Consider the following 15,183-nt stretch of genomic DNA (forward strand, 5'->3'; position numbering starts at 1 on the left):
CGGCTTCAAATTTTCCTGGCATTATTTTCAAAAAAATATTTTGAAGATTGAAAATAATTTATAACTTTGTAATTCAAAGTTCTTTTTATGAATTCAAAAAACTATCACGAAGATTTGTCTCATATCCGTTCCATGATGGAGCGGTCTTCCAGATTTATTTCATTAAGTGGACTCTCTGGAGTAGTGGCAGGTGTGGCAGCACTTTTAGGTGCCGGATATGCTTATTTTGCTATGGAAAGTAAAAAGATGGAATACATTAATGGTAGTAGACTTAGTTTTACACCGGCATTGGTACAGGAATTAGTTATTACTGGATTAGTCGTTCTGGTCGTTGCTGTTCTTAGTGGTTATATTTTTACCGCCAATAAAAGTAAAAAGAAAGGATTAAAGATCTGGGACGGCACTACTAAGCGACTTTTAACTACCTTTGCAATCCCGTTAGCAGCTGGTGGAATCTTTTGTGCCGCTCTTATTTATCATCATCTAGTAGTGTGGGTAGCTCCTACTACTTTGATTTTCTATGGGTTGGGCCTGATAAGTGCAGAAAGATTTACTTTGCCCGATGTAAAATACCTGGGATATTGTGAAGTAATCCTCGGATTATTTTCCCTGTTTTTTCTGGGCTGGGGGTTATTTTTCTGGTCTGTTGGCTTCGGCATTCTGCATATAGTTTACGGACTTATCATGCATAAGAAATATAAATAAAAATTAATTTTGCAGCTTTTTAGGTTGTATATCTTCATACGAAGGGGCCTATATCTGCAACCTATTATCGATTATGATCAAAATAAGTCAACTTAATAAAGAATTCGAAAGCCGTGTAAGATTGGGTATTATGTCTGTTCTTATGGTGAACGACTGGGTTGATTTCTCTGAAATGAAAGGATTGTTAGAGATTACTGACGGAAATCTTGCCAGTCACAGTAATGCTCTTGAAAAAGTGGGATATATTGAAGTGAAAAAAGAATTTGTGGGGAAGAAGCCCAAGACCTCTTACCGTGTTACACAAAGTGGGAGGCAAGCCTTTACAGATCATCTGGATGCTCTTGAAAAATTATTGGGACGATAGTCTTATATTTTTTTGAATTTTTACTTTGTAATTCAAAGTTCTTTGTTTTAAAATAAACTAATTATTATACATTATGAAAGATCGGGAAATTATCAATCTAAGTAAATCAATATTTGGAATATGCCTTACCATCGGAAGCATTTGCCTTTTAGGAGGATTATTCAAGAATGAATCATTTGCAGTCGCAGGCTACCTACTGCTTCTTTTTGCTACTCCAATCAATTTATTATTTGTAATAACTTTTTTGATTGGTGGACTTGTCAACAGGTCCAGATTAAGAATTTACGTAAAAGCAATCGGTATTCTTTCCATCAATATTCCAATTGCAGCTCTGTATAGTATTATTGGCCTTTATCTATTTTCTGATGGACATTGGTAGCTTTTATACCCAATTAAGATAGAATCTTTTTTTAAATATATATACTATGAAAAAAATACGCGTTCAATTTCTGCTTTTTGTGTACGATAAAACTCAAAAGTTATACAGAAAGTACTTTAAAAAGAAAAAAAGGCAATGGCAGTTCAGTGAAAGACAACTGTTGGAATTCAAGGAAGATTCGTTGGGAAGAAAATTAGGGGAGTTCTACCATAAACATGGGTTTTCAATGATTCCCAAAATGGAAAACCATGATGTCCATCATCTAATCACTGGCTGTGGAACCAATTTCGAGGATGAAATTGCCATGCAATACCTTTTACTGGGAAACGGAAAGCTCAATGCCCATTTGCTGGCGGCTATTGTACTGGGAACGCTTATTCTTCCGGAATATATCAAAATATATGTCAAAGCTTATAGGAAAGGACAGACAATGAAAGCTTTTCACAAATGGGACTTCGAAGGTTTACTCTGGCAGAATTTTGATCATCTGAAAGACTTTATCCAACAAAAAGAGCCCCTTGTTTTACATTAAAACTATTGATATGAAAAATATAAAGTTCAGCTATACCGGAAAATATACATTTATTATTTCTTTCCTTTCAGGGACCTTCCTACTTATCCTTATGCTGATAACAAGATGGGACTTTCTTTTGATGCTAGGGTTTATTTATGTGATTGCTGCTATCATTGTAAATGTAATAATTTTCCTGTTGGAGCTTATTGACTACTTAACGGAAGTATCTGAAAAAAACGCCTTCAGAAACTCTATGTTTCTCCTGATGGCTAATATTCCTATTGCTTTTATATATCTTCTGATAGTCATCAATTTTTGTTAATACAGCTCTATTTCTAGTTACAGATTTCTCAATCCAAATTTAAATCTTTAATCTTATGAAAACACATCACTATATATTTCTAACAACAGCCTTATTTGTCATTCTATTTTATGATCAGGACATGGGTCTGAATTTTGGAATCCTTGGTGTTCTCTATGCCATTCTGAATTTCTTTAAAACACCTCAAAAAAACAAAATCGGAACATTTTACATTCTTACAGGAACAAGTATACTTTCGGGGATTGCATTTGCGTGGTATGGAGACTTTGCGTCATTTCTGGCTGTCGCAAGTTCTCTCCTTTTGCTGGCTTACAAATCAAGAAACAGGAAGATGAAGATCCTTTTTCTGATTCCGGTTTGTATTATCAACTGCTGTACCTCAATTTGTAGAATCTTTATGCTCGATAAATGGCTGCCTCAAAGAAATGTTCCGGGAATGTGGCAGAAAATGATGGCCTTTGTGTTCATTCCGTTAGTTTTTATTTCCATTTTCTTTGGAATTTATGCCGCAGGAAGTGATCATTTTGCAGCGCTTTTTACAGATTATGAACTGGATCTCAATCTTTGGCAGGTTTTCTGTCTTTCCGTTTTAGGCTTTTTTATTGCCTTTAACTTCTGGAATTTTGCAGTTGAAAAACTGATCTATAAAAACCATCATTTTTTGGATAATGATTTTCAGAAAAGTGCTCAGATTCCTAAATCAACCTATTCGTTTCTTGATCTGGCAGCAGAAAGAACGAGTGGCGTAATATCCTTCTTTTGTCTGAATATTTTGTTGGTATTCTTTATTATTACCTATAATTATGAACAGTTTTATGAAGTTTCAAAAACACCGGTTCAGCTTTCGGAAGAAACCCATGAGCGTGTCAATGCAGTGATTATGTCTATTGTGATGGCTATTCTGGTCATTATGTTTTACTTTAAATCTGGTTTCAATTTTGATCCTAAAGCAAAAATGCTGAAAATTTTAGCAAAAGTCTGGATTATTTTAAATGCAATACTTATCCTCTCTGCTGCTGTCAAAAACTACGAATATATTGTCAACTATGCTTTTACCTATAAAAGATTAGGTGTTTTTGCTTTCCTTCTTTTATCTCTGGTAGGATTGGCTTTAACCTTTATTAAAATCCAAAAACAAAAAAGAAACGCATTCCTGTTTAATAAAATGGCTTGGTACTTTTATGGAACGATTCTGATGTGCAGCTACATCAATTGGGGTGGTTTTATTACTTCTCAGAATATTACCCGTAAAAACTTTGATTTAAATTACCATTCCGCATCGGTTAATTTTAATGAAGAAAGTCTGATGAAATATGCAGATGAAAAAAATAATCTAAAGCTTAAAAAAGATCTTCAGAATAAAATTAAAATAGAAAAATCGAAATCATTTCTTTCCAAGATCATTTATTATCAAACCATTAAATAATAAAAAGCACACGATGAAGAATTTAATAAAGTCTCCGAGATTTAAAATGAATACACTGTTGGTACTTATGGCCTTGTTCTGTTTCAGTCTTTCTCTTTTCAGGTATTATATTAGTGAGACGAAGGTGTTTTTCTTTCTGAACTGGAACCTGTTCCTGGCATGGATCCCTTTGTTTCTGAGTACTTTTATATTGACATTTAATATTAAAAGTAAAATATCCATTGCCGTAATTATTATAGTCTGGATTCTATTTTTTCCCAATTCACCCTATATACTAACTGATTTGTTTCATTTGAAAGCAAGAAATACGATTCCGATCTGGTATGATTTGATCGTAATACTTTCTTATGCCTGGACGGGGCTGATCTGTGGTTTTTTAAGTCTTAATGATATTGAAAAACTCTTATCCAGCTATAGTAAACAAAGAATTATCAATGGTATTGTTGTCCTCTTTCTTTTTATGAGCAGTTTTGGAGTATATCTGGGAAGATTCCTAAGATGGAACAGTTGGGATGTTCTGAACAATCCTTTTGGATTATTTAATGATATTGTTGTACGGTTGATCTATCCACTCGAATATATAAAAACCTGGGGCGTAACCCTTTTAATGGGAATTATGCTCAATTTTATGTATTTCACTTTTAAGCTGATTAGAAACAATAATGAAAAGCTTTTGGGACCTGAAAATACAGTTCGTTAAAAAGATTTGGAACAATTTTAGCATTTAAAAAGGACTGATTAACCAGGATTGTGTTGAAAATAGAGCTAAAGACTTTATGAAAAGATAGGTAAGCGTTAACAATATCCTTCTGTATGCACATCCTTAAATTTAATTATTATGAAAAAAAGCTTATTGTTAATTCCATTGATTATTATTTCATGTAAAAAAGATCCTGCTGTGACAGATGTATCTCAAAAGGATTCAACAATTGTAACTGAAATGCCGGAATCTGCCTATAAAGCAGATTCTATAGCCCTGGTAAAGAAAGATTCAATTATTAACAATGCTCCTGCTACCAAAGAAGTTTTACGCAAGGGAGTGATGAGGAGTGAAAAAGAAGGGCAGATTGTAAGAACAGCAGATGCCTCTCAACTTCCTTTCACATTGGGAGAAGAATTTAAAAATGACGATCAGGAGCTGGTTTTAAAACTGACCCATTTTGGACAGTCCAATATCAAAGCAAAGATTTCAACCAAAGAAAAAGACTTTAATATCAGGTTCAACCAGATAAGACTCCCCAATGGAAATTATGATGGCCCTTTCGGAAGAGAGATTTCCTATGAAATTCCTGAAAAAGGAGAAGTATGGCTGATTATCGGAAAAAGTAATATGGCTTCTGGAAATACAAAGGGTCATTTTACAGTAAGCATCGAGTAGCCTCCATCAATTTGGTACAGTTTCTGCAAATTAACATCGTAAGTTTAAATTTAAAAATTATGAAAAATATAGTTCTAACAGCAATGGCCGCTTCAGCTGTACTTGTAAGTTGCGGAACCGTACAGTCGCTGGTTCAGAATACATTTCCTTATACAACGAATGTCTTAGTTTCCACAGGAGTGCCTGCAGATAAAGAGGTCTCTTCAACAGCAACAGCAACTAATGTACAAACGTGGTTTGGAGGAAATAATAATGCTCTGATAAAAGATGTAAGAATCTCTGACGCAAAAATTTCCGTAGCTTCTCCTTCCGGAGGAAATCTAAGCGCATTTAAAACGATTAAAATATATGTATCATCCAGCGGAACAGGGGAGAGGCTGATAGCATCCCGTTCTAATATATCTACCAATTCGTCTAGTATGAACTTGGATCTGAATGATACCGGCTTTCTGGATAATATTGTAAAAAGTTCAGGACTTACCGTAAGAACAGTTTATGAATTGAAGAACCAGACTTCTTCAGATATGAATATAAAAGTAGCCCTTAATTTCAGCAGCGTCCCTGCGAAATAAGTTTTAAAGGTTAAGAATCAAAAAACTCCTTTCAATTGCTGAAAGGAGTTTTTATTTATATTAAAGTGAGTTTAAAATAACGCTTAGCCACTTATATGAGTAAAAGTAACTTCAAACCTCATTCTTCCTATAATTTAGTGAACTTTTCCACAACCCGTCTTGATCCTTCATTGATATTGATAATGTACTGACCGATAGGAAGCTCAGAAATAGTAATCTTTTCACCTGGAGAAACCGTGCTTTTTATCACTGACCTTCCATTCATATTGATGATTTCAATGTTCAGCTTTTTATCTTCAGCACTCTGAATGGCTATATAGCTGCTGGAAGGATTAGGATAAATTTTTACTTCTAGGGCAGGCAGGGCTTTAGCGGAAGCTGTAGATTTACCTTCCAATTGCAAAATGGCATTTTTCACATTCGGAAGTGGACCAATTTTTTTATTAACATCGGTTCCTCCCTGTGGAATACCAGTGGAAACCAAAAGATTTCTCATCGCTGCCGGACTTAAATTTTGGCCCATAGTCTGACGATAAAAAGACTGGATCAATACTGCTGCAGAGGCTACGGTAGGAGTAGCGGAACTTGTTCCACTGAAATAATTGTAAGTCCTGTTATTATCATTGTCATACTTTGCATAGGAACCATATCCTGCAGCCAGAACGCTGCTTCCCCATCCTTGTACATCCACTCTGCTTCCATAAGTACTGAAGCTTTGTTTTGAATGGGTGGTATTAGGAGTTCCGGCTCCTACGATGATGGCTCCACTGTTTCCTCTTGCTCTGTAAGTTGCATAGAAAGGTTCATCAAGATCCTGATTTCCATTTCCTGCTGCCGCAATGATGATAATTCCTGAATCTGTAGCCGCTTTTGTAAGGTCCCATATCACACTATCATATTCAGCAGGACAATATTCACCGTTTTTTCCACCAGTCTGCATTTCATATAAGATAATATCTCCAGACTGAGATGCATTGATGGATCTGCTTACTGCCGAAGCTCTGTTGTATCCAACCGTTGTCCATTCCATATATCCTTTTATTTCTGAAGCATTATAAACAGCACCTGTAAGCCCGATATTATCTTTTACAGATCCTAGAATGCTGACTACAGCTGTTCCATGGTCCCGGTAATTATTGCCAGATAATCCTGAATTGGGAGAATAACCGGGTTCCAGCTGAATCGAATTTTGATTGCTCAGCATTTCATGGGTTTTGTAGAAGCCATATTCCACATCACGGATTCGAATGTTTTGTCCCGTAATTCCTCTAGACCAAGCATATTTTGCATTGATGCCCGGATTATCATTCAGGTAGGTTTGAAGGCCTTCCAGATCCGGAGTTGCCACAAACATGTTGACCAAAGGAGGCTCAACAGGAGTACTACTCATTACTGATACATATTCTATTTCAGGAAATTTCTCAAGAACCTGAGTCAGCCTTTGAAAAGAATCGCCATCCTGAACAGGGATATTTGCCTTAAATATCCTTTTCAGTTTTTGAACAGACTCACCAGAATTTCCATTCTGTCTGCTGCTGGCCATCATTTCACTAATTTTTTCATTGCTAAACCCCAGATCGTAAGTAAATGATATTTTATTTTCGCGGATAAACCTTTCCAGCTCAGGGTTTTTACTAAGTGCATCTTTTTCTGAAGTAATGCCTTTTGAAAAACATACATAGATAATATCGTTTTGTGGAGCACTGCGACCTAATGGAGATTGTGCAAATGAAAGGAAGAAACAGAATACAAATAAGGTAAGGAGTTTGATTTTTGTTTTCATATTATTTTTATTAAATGATTGTGAATAAATTTGGATAATATCAAAAATAATAATAAAAACGAAAACAAATCACGTTTTTGTGAATTTATTTTTCAATGATTGGGTTTTTCCTTTGTCTAAAGGATTTTTATAAGAAATACCTTTCAGTTTTGCTGAAAGGTATTTCTTAATTAGGGATAAAATGAGGATTAAATTAGATGATTATTCAAATTGATCCTCATTGATTTTATGATAAAAGACTTGCTTTTTATTGATGATCTGGTACTCAATTCCAATGCTGTCTTTGGTTACATTAATGAGTTTTGATTCCTGAATAGGTTCTTTCTGTTCGTCACTCGGAATATCGGATGAGGAACGTTGTAAAACCTTTTCTAAAACTTCAACATAAGGAGTTTTACCGATTCTTTTTTCAAAAATACCATCCTGTTTGTAAATGGCGATTTGTGGCTTAGACAATACTCCAGGACGATATCTCTCAATTCGATAGTTGTTGTTGAGTTTGATTCTTTGGTAGCTGTCAATGGTTGAAAAATAACTGACCAGAGCAAAGAACGGAATCATCATGGGTAGAATACTTAAAATAATTCCGGTAATCAAAAGACCAAAATATACCTTGATTGCCCTTTTCTTCCAAAGTCTGATGATAATAAAAATGGTCATGGCCAGCCAAAGCCAGCCAATAATTTTATCGGTGTAATATCCAGAATAGCTGTATTTATTAAAATTTAAAGCAACTTCACTCAGGAAGATCAATGTCAATATAAGATAAGCAATGACTATATTTTTGTTCTTCATGCAGGTTTTTAACTATCAGCTTTTTGTAATTGAATCCATAACGATGGTTACAGGTCCATCATTGATTAATGAGACTTTCATATCTGCCCCGAAAATGCCGCTTTCAGTCTTTAATCCGGATTTTACCATTTCTTCTTTAAAATAATCAAATAACGGAACGGCTTTATCAGGCTTGGCAGCTTTGATGAAAGAAGGACGATTTCCTTTTTTATAATCTGCAATAAGGGTAAACTGGCTGATGCACAGGATCTCTCCGGAAATATCTTTTACCGAAAGATTGAGTTTGTCATCTTCATTACCAAAGATTCTGATATTCAATACTTTATGAACCAGCCAATCTGCATCTGCTTTTTCATCATTTTCATCAATACCTACCAACAGCATGAGTCCTTTTCCTATTTCTCCAACGATTTTTCCCTCTACTTTTACATGGGCTTCAGAGACTCTTTGTATAACAATCTTCATTTTTTATTTTAATAGTAAATAGTTAAAGTTTTGCTTGCAGGATCATAATTATAAGTGGTATAAGTCTTTGGAGGAAGAGAGGTTTTTGCTCCATCCAATGGTTGACCTGTTCTTAACATCCATTTGGTACCATCCTTTGGGCATAAAATAGCAAGATTATCTTTAGTAACCTCAAGGGTTGTGCCATTATCAGGGCATAAATGAGGTGCATTGCGATCATAAATCTTAAATGTATTCCCAACACGAACAATGATTAGCCCTCTGGTTCCTGACTGTTGTTCATTAACATAAATCCAACCGTCATCATAATTTAAAGCGTTATAGGCGGGAAGGTTTAAATTTAAAGTAACATTGATTGGATTGCTCGGAAAGCAGCTCACAGTATCTTCTCTACTTCCGCATGAGTTTATAGATAAATTACTGAAAATCAATAAAATGAAAATAGATAATATCGAAAAAGTTTTTTTCATTTCAATTTAAATTTTTATATATTTGTAAAAATTAAACGATTATAACACGTAAAACATTGTCCGACAAATGTCGGATTATTTTTTTATACTAAAACTAAATTTTGAAAATTATGGCAAGCTATGTAACAAAGGAGGGCCTTGAGAAAATGAAAGCTGAGCTGGAACAGTTGGAAACTGTGGAAAGACCAAAAATTACTCAGCAGATCGCAGAAGCTAGAGACAAAGGTGATTTGTCTGAAAATGCAGAATATGATGCGGCTAAAGAGGCTCAGGGAATGCTTGAAATGAGAATTTCTAAGCTAAAAGATGTTATCTCAACTTCTAAAATTATAGACGAAAGCCAATTAGATACTTCAAAAGTTTCTATCTTAACTACAGTGAAGCTTATGAATAATGCAACGAAGCAGGAGCAGGTATTTACATTGGTACCCGATAACGAAAGCGACCTTAAGACAGGAAAGATTTCTGTAAATACTCCTATTGCTAAAGGGTTACTAGGTAAGGTTAAAGGCGAAACTGCTGAGATTACTTTACCTAACGGAAATAAACTTTCTTTTGAAGTATTAGACATTTCTCTATAATCTGATACCACTTTTCATTTCTAAACTTCTAGTATCTAATCTCTAACTTTTATAAAAATGAGCACTATATTCACAAAAATCATCAATGGCGAAATTCCCTCTTATAAAATTGCGGAGGATGAAAATTTTATTGCATTCCTCGACGCGATGCCTTTGGTGAAAGGACACACTTTAGTAGTTCCAAAAAAAGAAGTGGATTTGATTTTTGATCTTGAAAGTGAAGAATACAAAAACCTTTGGGGATTTGCCCAAGAGGTAGCCAAGAAGATCAAAACTGCAATTCCATGTGTAAGAGTAGGAGTAGCGGTTGTAGGACTTGAAGTTCCCCATGCTCACATCCATCTTATTCCTTTAAACAAGATGGAAGACATGAACTTCAGAAATGAAAGACTAAAATTAACGAACGAAGAATATACAGAGATTCAAAACTCAATTATTAATTCTTAAAACACAGAAAATCGTAAAAAAGTAATTTTTTACGATTTTCTTTAACATATACATATATTATATAATATGAATCCAAACCAATGTTCTTTCTGCGGAAGAAAAAGAAATGAAGTACAGATGTTGATTTCTGGGCAGAACGGTTTTATTTGTGAAAATTGTATAGAGCAGGCACATGTAATTGTAAAAGACAGTGCTTCCAAAGCAGGATATTCGCCGGCAGACAATATGGAAGATCTTAAAAAGCCAAAAGAAATCAAAGTATTTCTGGATCAATATGTCATAGGGCAAGATCAGGCAAAAAAACAGCTTTCTATTGCGGTGTATAACCATTATAAAAGATTGCTTCACGCTCAGGACGAAAACAGAGACGTAGAGCTTGAAAAATCCAATATCATCATGATAGGGGAGACAGGAACAGGAAAGACCTTGCTGGCTAAAACCATTGCAAGAGAACTTAATGTTCCCTTCTGTATTGTGGATGCTACAATCCTAACAGAAGCAGGGTATGTAGGAGAAGATGTGGAGAGTATCCTTTCAAGGTTATTGATGGTTGCAGACTATGATGTTGAAAAAGCAGAAAAAGGAATTGTTTTTATTGATGAGATTGATAAGATTGCAAGAAAATCAGACAATCCAAGTATTACAAGAGATGTATCCGGAGAAGGTGTACAGCAGGGATTATTGAAGCTGTTGGAAGGTAGTATTGTAAACGTACCACCACAAGGAGGGAGAAAGCATCCTGATCAAAAGTATATTCAGGTGAATACTCAGAATATTCTGTTTATTGCCGGTGGAGCTTTTGATGGGATTAAAGAAATCATTGAAAGAAGAATGAATAAGCAGGCTATTGGTTTCAGTTCCGAAAAAATCAATAAAACTGATGAAGATGAATATGTATTAACAAATATTAATGCCATTGATTTACGTTCTTTCGGCTTAATTCCCGAACTTTTAGGAAGATTTCCAATCATTACTTACCTCGATAAACTCTCAAAAGAAACGTTGGTAAGAATTATGAAAGAGCCTAAAAATTCAATTGTGAATCAATTTGTGGAACTTTTCAAAATGGATGGCACAGATTTGGTAATTACAGACGGTGCGATCGAAAAAATTGTTGAGGAAACCATTGAAAAAGGACTAGGAGCAAGAGGTCTTAGAGGGACCACTGAAAAGGTTTTAGAAGACTATATGTTTTCAATTGGAGAGGAGAAAAAGATTGTATTAACGGAAGATAATATTTTGATTAATAGATAAAAAAGTTTTTTTTTTAAAGAAAAAAATAATACCTTTGCGGGTGAAGATTGTATTAACACACAAATAATTTATACAATGAGAAAAAGTTTATTTGCTATAGGTCTTTTAGCAATCAGTTATTCTGTTCAGGCGCAGATATTATGTCATGTTGACACTGGTGCTAATATGTATGTGAGCGAAGGCACCCTAGTATATAGTGGTGGAGGTGTACAGACAAAAGACAATGGTGTTTTGGATGTACACGGAAATGTAATGGTCGTAGGATCAGGTACAGACACTTTTAAAACGATTACCACCAGCGGTTCAGATAAAACTGACGGTGGAAATATCATTTTAAGAATGAATACACCTGCTACGTATGCGACTTCTACGTATGGTCAGTTGTACATCGATGGATTATCCCAGTCCAATATTACTGGTATTGTAAGTAAGGAATATAGAACAACCAGTCATGGTGGTTCTACAAACCCTAGTTATTATCAGCAGGTTGCTTTGCCTTTCTCTGGCAAAGTACTAAGTACATTATCTACAGAAATTGGTAAAACTTTTGATACAGGAAGATACAGCAACCCTGTCCTTAAATGGGATAATACGAATGCTGTAGCCAATAATTTCACCAGTTTGTCAACTGCAACAAGTGATCCTTCCGGATACTACATGTTGAAGGTTACCAATCAGGATTGGAATGCAAGTGCTCCTACAACAGGTAATGTATTCACGATTAACGGAAAACCCTATGCTCCTCTTGCCGGTGCTGTTACACTTCAAAATGCAGCAGCTAATGTAACTTTTGGTGCAGGGGGGAATAATAACAACGCTTACAACGAGAAATATAATACTTATCTGGATGACAGTTTTGAGTGGACAACTTCTGCATGGCAGGGAACGTTTGGTAAAAACTGGTATCAATTCGGGAATCCGTTCCTAACGAATATTGATTTATCCAAAATAGGCTACACTGAAGGACCTAACGGAGATGGAAATGCAGTGAAGAATATCTGGGGTGTTGAATATAATCCAGGTACAGTAAACACACTGCCAAATGGTTCTACATATGCAACCAATAATAAGGTGGTAACTTTCATGGCTACTGGTGATGGTGTTGCTCCTGCTGTTGGAGATGTTGACTTGGTAGTAATTAAGCCTATGCAGTCGTTCAAAATAAAGTTAAGAGATAATTCTCTTCAGACTTTAAACTTTAATACCTTAAGAAGGTTTAATGGAACTGCAAGAGCAGCCGGAACTCCATATGATGTATCTGCTGCTAAAAATGTAAATAGTATTAATAGTTCTGTAAAGCAGCTTGGTGTTATTGGCCTTGATGCTAATAAAAATGAAATTTCAAGAACCTATTATGTAGTTTCTAATTCATCAGTTACAGGACACCAAAATTCTATTGCAACCACAGTACAGGCTTCTGCTGGTAAGAATATTATTGGGACTTTTGAAGAAAACGTTAATGGAGGTTATGACAATAACAATCTTGGCTATTGGTTATACATTAACGAAGCCAATGAAAACGATTTCAAAGGTAAGAATGTTAAATTGGTAAACTATTATCAGGATAAAGTTCAATTCTATAAATTTGAAGTAAGAGAAAACGCAGAATTAATTCCTGCTGGATCTCATCAATTATCTTCAGGTATAGGATTTTACTATAAAGCTGAAAATGGAAATGTAATACCTGCTAAACAGGGAGATATTATTCCTGTAACAAACGAAGAAGCTAACCTATATTACGGAGAACCTGCTAAGGGTACTCTAGCTGTTAAAGAGAAGAATACATCACCGTCAAGAACATTGGTGGTTTATGATCCTTCAATTACAAATTATATTGTAAGATTTGATCCAAATTGGAAGAAAGCTGATATTGAAGTTTATGATATGAGCGGTAAACTAGTTATTTCTAAGAAAGCTGTTGATACTTCTAGAGATTTTGTAATAGAACTTAATAACTCTATTAAAAACTCTTATGTTGTAAAAATTGTCTCAGATAAGGGAGAAACTGTTAACACAAAAATCTTAAAATAAATAATATGAAAACTATTAATAAGCTAGTATCCGCATTTTTTCTTTTTGCATTAGCATTAGTGCAAGCTGCTCCGCCAATTCCTGGAGGAGGAGGAGGTGGTGGTAATGGTACAGGTGCTCCATCTTCACCCATAGATATGTATGTTTATGTACTGGGTATTGTAGCAGTCGCTCTGATTGTTTACTTTACAAAAAAGTACAAGAACGTTAAAGCATAAAATTTTATTAAAATAATATTAAACTCTCTGATTAATCAGAGAGTTTTTTTTATTTTTACTCTATGAAAAAGATTTATACACTATCTGCGGTTTTAGCTGCATTTGCATTGCAGGCTCAGTTTACAGTTACAGTTCAGACACCAGCAGATTTTAAAGATCAGGATGCTATTCTATATACATTAAACGGTTCAAAAGATATCATTGTTACCAAAGAACAAAGCAAGAACAATACATGGACGTTTAAATATCCAAATAATTATATGGGGATGATGAAGATTTATTTCCCCACAACCAATAATACCGTAAGTTTCATTTCTGAAAACAAGAATGTAAATATCAAACTGGATATTCAGAATAATAAAGTGAAGGATGTTACTTATCTGGACGAAGCTAATGAGCTAATGAGCAAGCAACAGGAAGGCTCTCAAAAGAAAGAGCTTATTCTTCCTGCTTTAACTCAGATTAAAGAATATTATAAAGATAACACGGATTTTGGAAAAGCGCTGAAAACAGAGATTGACAGGCTTGCAGGTACATCCTCTTCCATAGATGCTGCTAAACATCCGTTTATAACGTATTACAATACCAATTATAGTAAGTTCCTTGGAAATTCGACAGAAGGTAATAAAAAGGTTGATCAGGAAGAAATTATCAACTTCCTTGATAAGTCTAACGATATGCTTGAAAGCTCATCGCTATTAAGACCGGTATTAGTATCTTATTTGAACTCCGGAGGGAATACTAATGTTGCAGGCTCAGTAGATAAACTTTTAGACCGTTTAAAGGTAGAAACTCCAAGAGGACAGACTGTATTATCCGAACTTATCGATATTTTTGATGTTTATCAGATGGATGAGTTTAAGAATAAATATCTTGGTTTAGCTAAAAACCTTAAGTGTACTATTAATGATAGGCTGGCTTCTACGTTAAAATCCAATGCAAATGTAGAAATGGGAGCTGTATTTCCTAATTATAAATTTCAATCCGCAACAAATACTACTGCAAAATCAATTCACGATGTGAAGGCTGATAAGAAGGTTATTGTGTTCTGGTCATCTACTTGTTCACATTGTGAAACCGAACTTCCAAAGTTGTTGGAAAAGTATAATGATTTAAAAGCGAAAAATATTCAGGTTATTGCCCTGTCTTTAGATGTAGATAAAAATTCTTATTCTAAAAAGATTGCTGCATTTCCATGGGTCAATGACTCAGAATTGAGAGGATGGAACAGTAGTTACGTAGATATGTATAATGTTCATGCAACTCCGACATATTTTATTTTAGATGCTAACAACAAGATAATCAATAAACCAGAACATGTTGGGAACGTTTTAGAATATTTTATGCTAAAATAATTTTGGAGGTAAAGAATATTTTTCTATATTTGCACCACCAAAACGGCGAGGTAGCTCAGTTGGTTAGAGCGCAGGATTCATAACCCTGAGGTCACGGGTTCAATTCCCGTCTTCGCTACAAAAA

The 15,183-nt window shown here is 34.8% G+C and carries 19 protein-coding genes and 1 tRNA gene; 16 read left to right on the forward strand and 4 right to left on the reverse strand.

All coding sequences use genetic code 11. The features are described from left to right. The first annotated feature begins 87 nt into the window (after window positions 1-87). The 9 genes from EL260_RS03910 to EL260_RS03950 all read left to right on the forward strand — a co-directional run bounded on the left by EL260_RS03910 (window position 88) and on the right by EL260_RS03950 (window position 5,660). Window positions 88-705: a hypothetical protein gene (locus EL260_RS03910; RefSeq protein WP_123858937.1), complete on the forward strand. Its 618-nt coding sequence runs from the start codon at window positions 88-90 to the stop codon at window positions 703-705. Between the two features lie 73 nt (window positions 706-778). Continuing rightward, on the forward strand, window positions 779-1,069 hold the full coding sequence (locus EL260_RS03915) for a winged helix-turn-helix domain-containing protein (protein ID WP_045492574.1): 291 nt from the start codon (window positions 779-781) through the stop codon (window positions 1,067-1,069). A gap of 73 nt (window positions 1,070-1,142) precedes the next feature. Further along, window positions 1,143-1,448, forward strand: coding sequence for a hypothetical protein (locus tag EL260_RS03920; protein WP_123858938.1), 306 nt, complete (start codon window positions 1,143-1,145; stop codon window positions 1,446-1,448). 46 nt (window positions 1,449-1,494) lie between these two features. Then, window positions 1,495-1,980 carry a Coq4 family protein gene (locus EL260_RS03925; protein WP_123858939.1) on the forward strand — a complete coding sequence of 162 codons (486 nt, stop codon included), beginning with the start codon at window positions 1,495-1,497 and terminating at the stop codon, window positions 1,978-1,980. A 10-nt stretch (window positions 1,981-1,990) separates the two neighbouring features. Further along, window positions 1,991-2,284 carry a hypothetical protein gene (locus EL260_RS03930; RefSeq protein ID WP_123858940.1) on the forward strand — a complete coding sequence of 98 codons (294 nt, stop codon included), beginning with the start codon at window positions 1,991-1,993 and terminating at the stop codon, window positions 2,282-2,284. A gap of 55 nt (window positions 2,285-2,339) precedes the next feature. After that, window positions 2,340-3,710 carry a DUF4153 domain-containing protein gene (locus EL260_RS03935; RefSeq protein WP_123858941.1) on the forward strand — a complete coding sequence of 457 codons (1,371 nt, stop codon included), beginning with the start codon at window positions 2,340-2,342 and terminating at the stop codon, window positions 3,708-3,710. Between the two features lie 13 nt (window positions 3,711-3,723). Beyond that, a complete protein-coding gene (locus tag EL260_RS03940; RefSeq protein WP_123858942.1) occupies window positions 3,724-4,410 on the forward strand; it encodes a DUF1361 domain-containing protein in 687 nt (228 codons plus the stop codon). A 138-nt stretch (window positions 4,411-4,548) separates the two neighbouring features. Next, on the forward strand, window positions 4,549-5,088 hold the full coding sequence (locus EL260_RS03945) for a hypothetical protein (RefSeq protein ID WP_123858943.1): 540 nt from the start codon (window positions 4,549-4,551) through the stop codon (window positions 5,086-5,088). A 59-nt stretch (window positions 5,089-5,147) separates the two neighbouring features. Continuing rightward, window positions 5,148-5,660: a hypothetical protein gene (locus EL260_RS03950; RefSeq protein ID WP_123858944.1), complete on the forward strand. Its 513-nt coding sequence runs from the start codon at window positions 5,148-5,150 to the stop codon at window positions 5,658-5,660. Window positions 5,661-5,787: 127 nt separating this feature from the next. Here the strand turns inward: EL260_RS03950 and EL260_RS03955 are convergent, their stop codons facing one another. From EL260_RS03955 to EL260_RS03970, 4 genes are all read right to left on the reverse strand, one after another. Beyond that, complete coding sequence (locus EL260_RS03955; protein WP_123858945.1) at window positions 5,788-7,443, reverse strand: S8/S53 family peptidase; 1,656 nt, start codon at window positions 7,441-7,443, stop codon at window positions 5,788-5,790. 201 nt (window positions 7,444-7,644) lie between these two features. Then, entirely contained in the window at window positions 7,645-8,238 is a 594-nt protein-coding gene (locus EL260_RS03960; protein ID WP_123858946.1) for a hypothetical protein, read from the reverse strand. Window positions 8,239-8,253: 15 nt separating this feature from the next. Then, window positions 8,254-8,703 (reverse strand): D-aminoacyl-tRNA deacylase, encoded by a 450-nt coding sequence (gene dtd, locus EL260_RS03965; protein ID WP_123858947.1) that lies wholly within the window; start codon window positions 8,701-8,703, stop codon window positions 8,254-8,256. An 8-nt stretch (window positions 8,704-8,711) separates the two neighbouring features. After that, window positions 8,712-9,173 carry a hypothetical protein gene (locus tag EL260_RS03970; protein WP_123858948.1) on the reverse strand — a complete coding sequence of 154 codons (462 nt, stop codon included), beginning with the start codon at window positions 9,171-9,173 and terminating at the stop codon, window positions 8,712-8,714. A gap of 110 nt (window positions 9,174-9,283) precedes the next feature. On the opposite strand from EL260_RS03970, the gene greA reads away from it, so the two are divergent. From greA to EL260_RS04005, 7 genes are all read left to right on the forward strand, one after another. Beyond that, complete coding sequence (gene greA, locus EL260_RS03975; protein ID WP_123858949.1) at window positions 9,284-9,754, forward strand: transcription elongation factor GreA; 471 nt, start codon at window positions 9,284-9,286, stop codon at window positions 9,752-9,754. A 57-nt stretch (window positions 9,755-9,811) separates the two neighbouring features. Further along, complete coding sequence (locus EL260_RS03980; protein WP_045492597.1) at window positions 9,812-10,201, forward strand: HIT family protein; 390 nt, start codon at window positions 9,812-9,814, stop codon at window positions 10,199-10,201. Window positions 10,202-10,267: 66 nt separating this feature from the next. Then, a complete protein-coding gene (gene clpX / locus EL260_RS03985; protein WP_123858950.1) occupies window positions 10,268-11,455 on the forward strand; it encodes an ATP-dependent Clp protease ATP-binding subunit ClpX in 1,188 nt (395 codons plus the stop codon). A gap of 75 nt (window positions 11,456-11,530) precedes the next feature. Beyond that, a complete protein-coding gene (locus EL260_RS25460) occupies window positions 11,531-13,486 on the forward strand; it encodes a T9SS type A sorting domain-containing protein (RefSeq protein WP_164466598.1) in 1,956 nt (651 codons plus the stop codon). 5 nt (window positions 13,487-13,491) lie between these two features. Then, window positions 13,492-13,704, forward strand: a complete 213-nt coding sequence (locus tag EL260_RS03995) for a signal peptidase (RefSeq protein WP_123858951.1) — start codon at window positions 13,492-13,494, stop codon at window positions 13,702-13,704. A 62-nt stretch (window positions 13,705-13,766) separates the two neighbouring features. Next, complete coding sequence (locus EL260_RS04000; protein WP_123858952.1) at window positions 13,767-15,059, forward strand: peroxiredoxin family protein; 1,293 nt, start codon at window positions 13,767-13,769, stop codon at window positions 15,057-15,059. Window positions 15,060-15,103: 44 nt separating this feature from the next. Beyond that, window positions 15,104-15,177, forward strand: a tRNA-Met gene (locus tag EL260_RS04005). The last annotated feature ends 6 nt before the right edge of the window (window positions 15,178-15,183 follow it).

Origin of the sequence: Chryseobacterium nakagawai (genome assembly GCF_900637665.1) — a bacterium.
In the GTDB taxonomy this organism is placed as follows: Bacteria; Bacteroidota; Bacteroidia; order Flavobacteriales; family Weeksellaceae; genus Chryseobacterium; species Chryseobacterium nakagawai.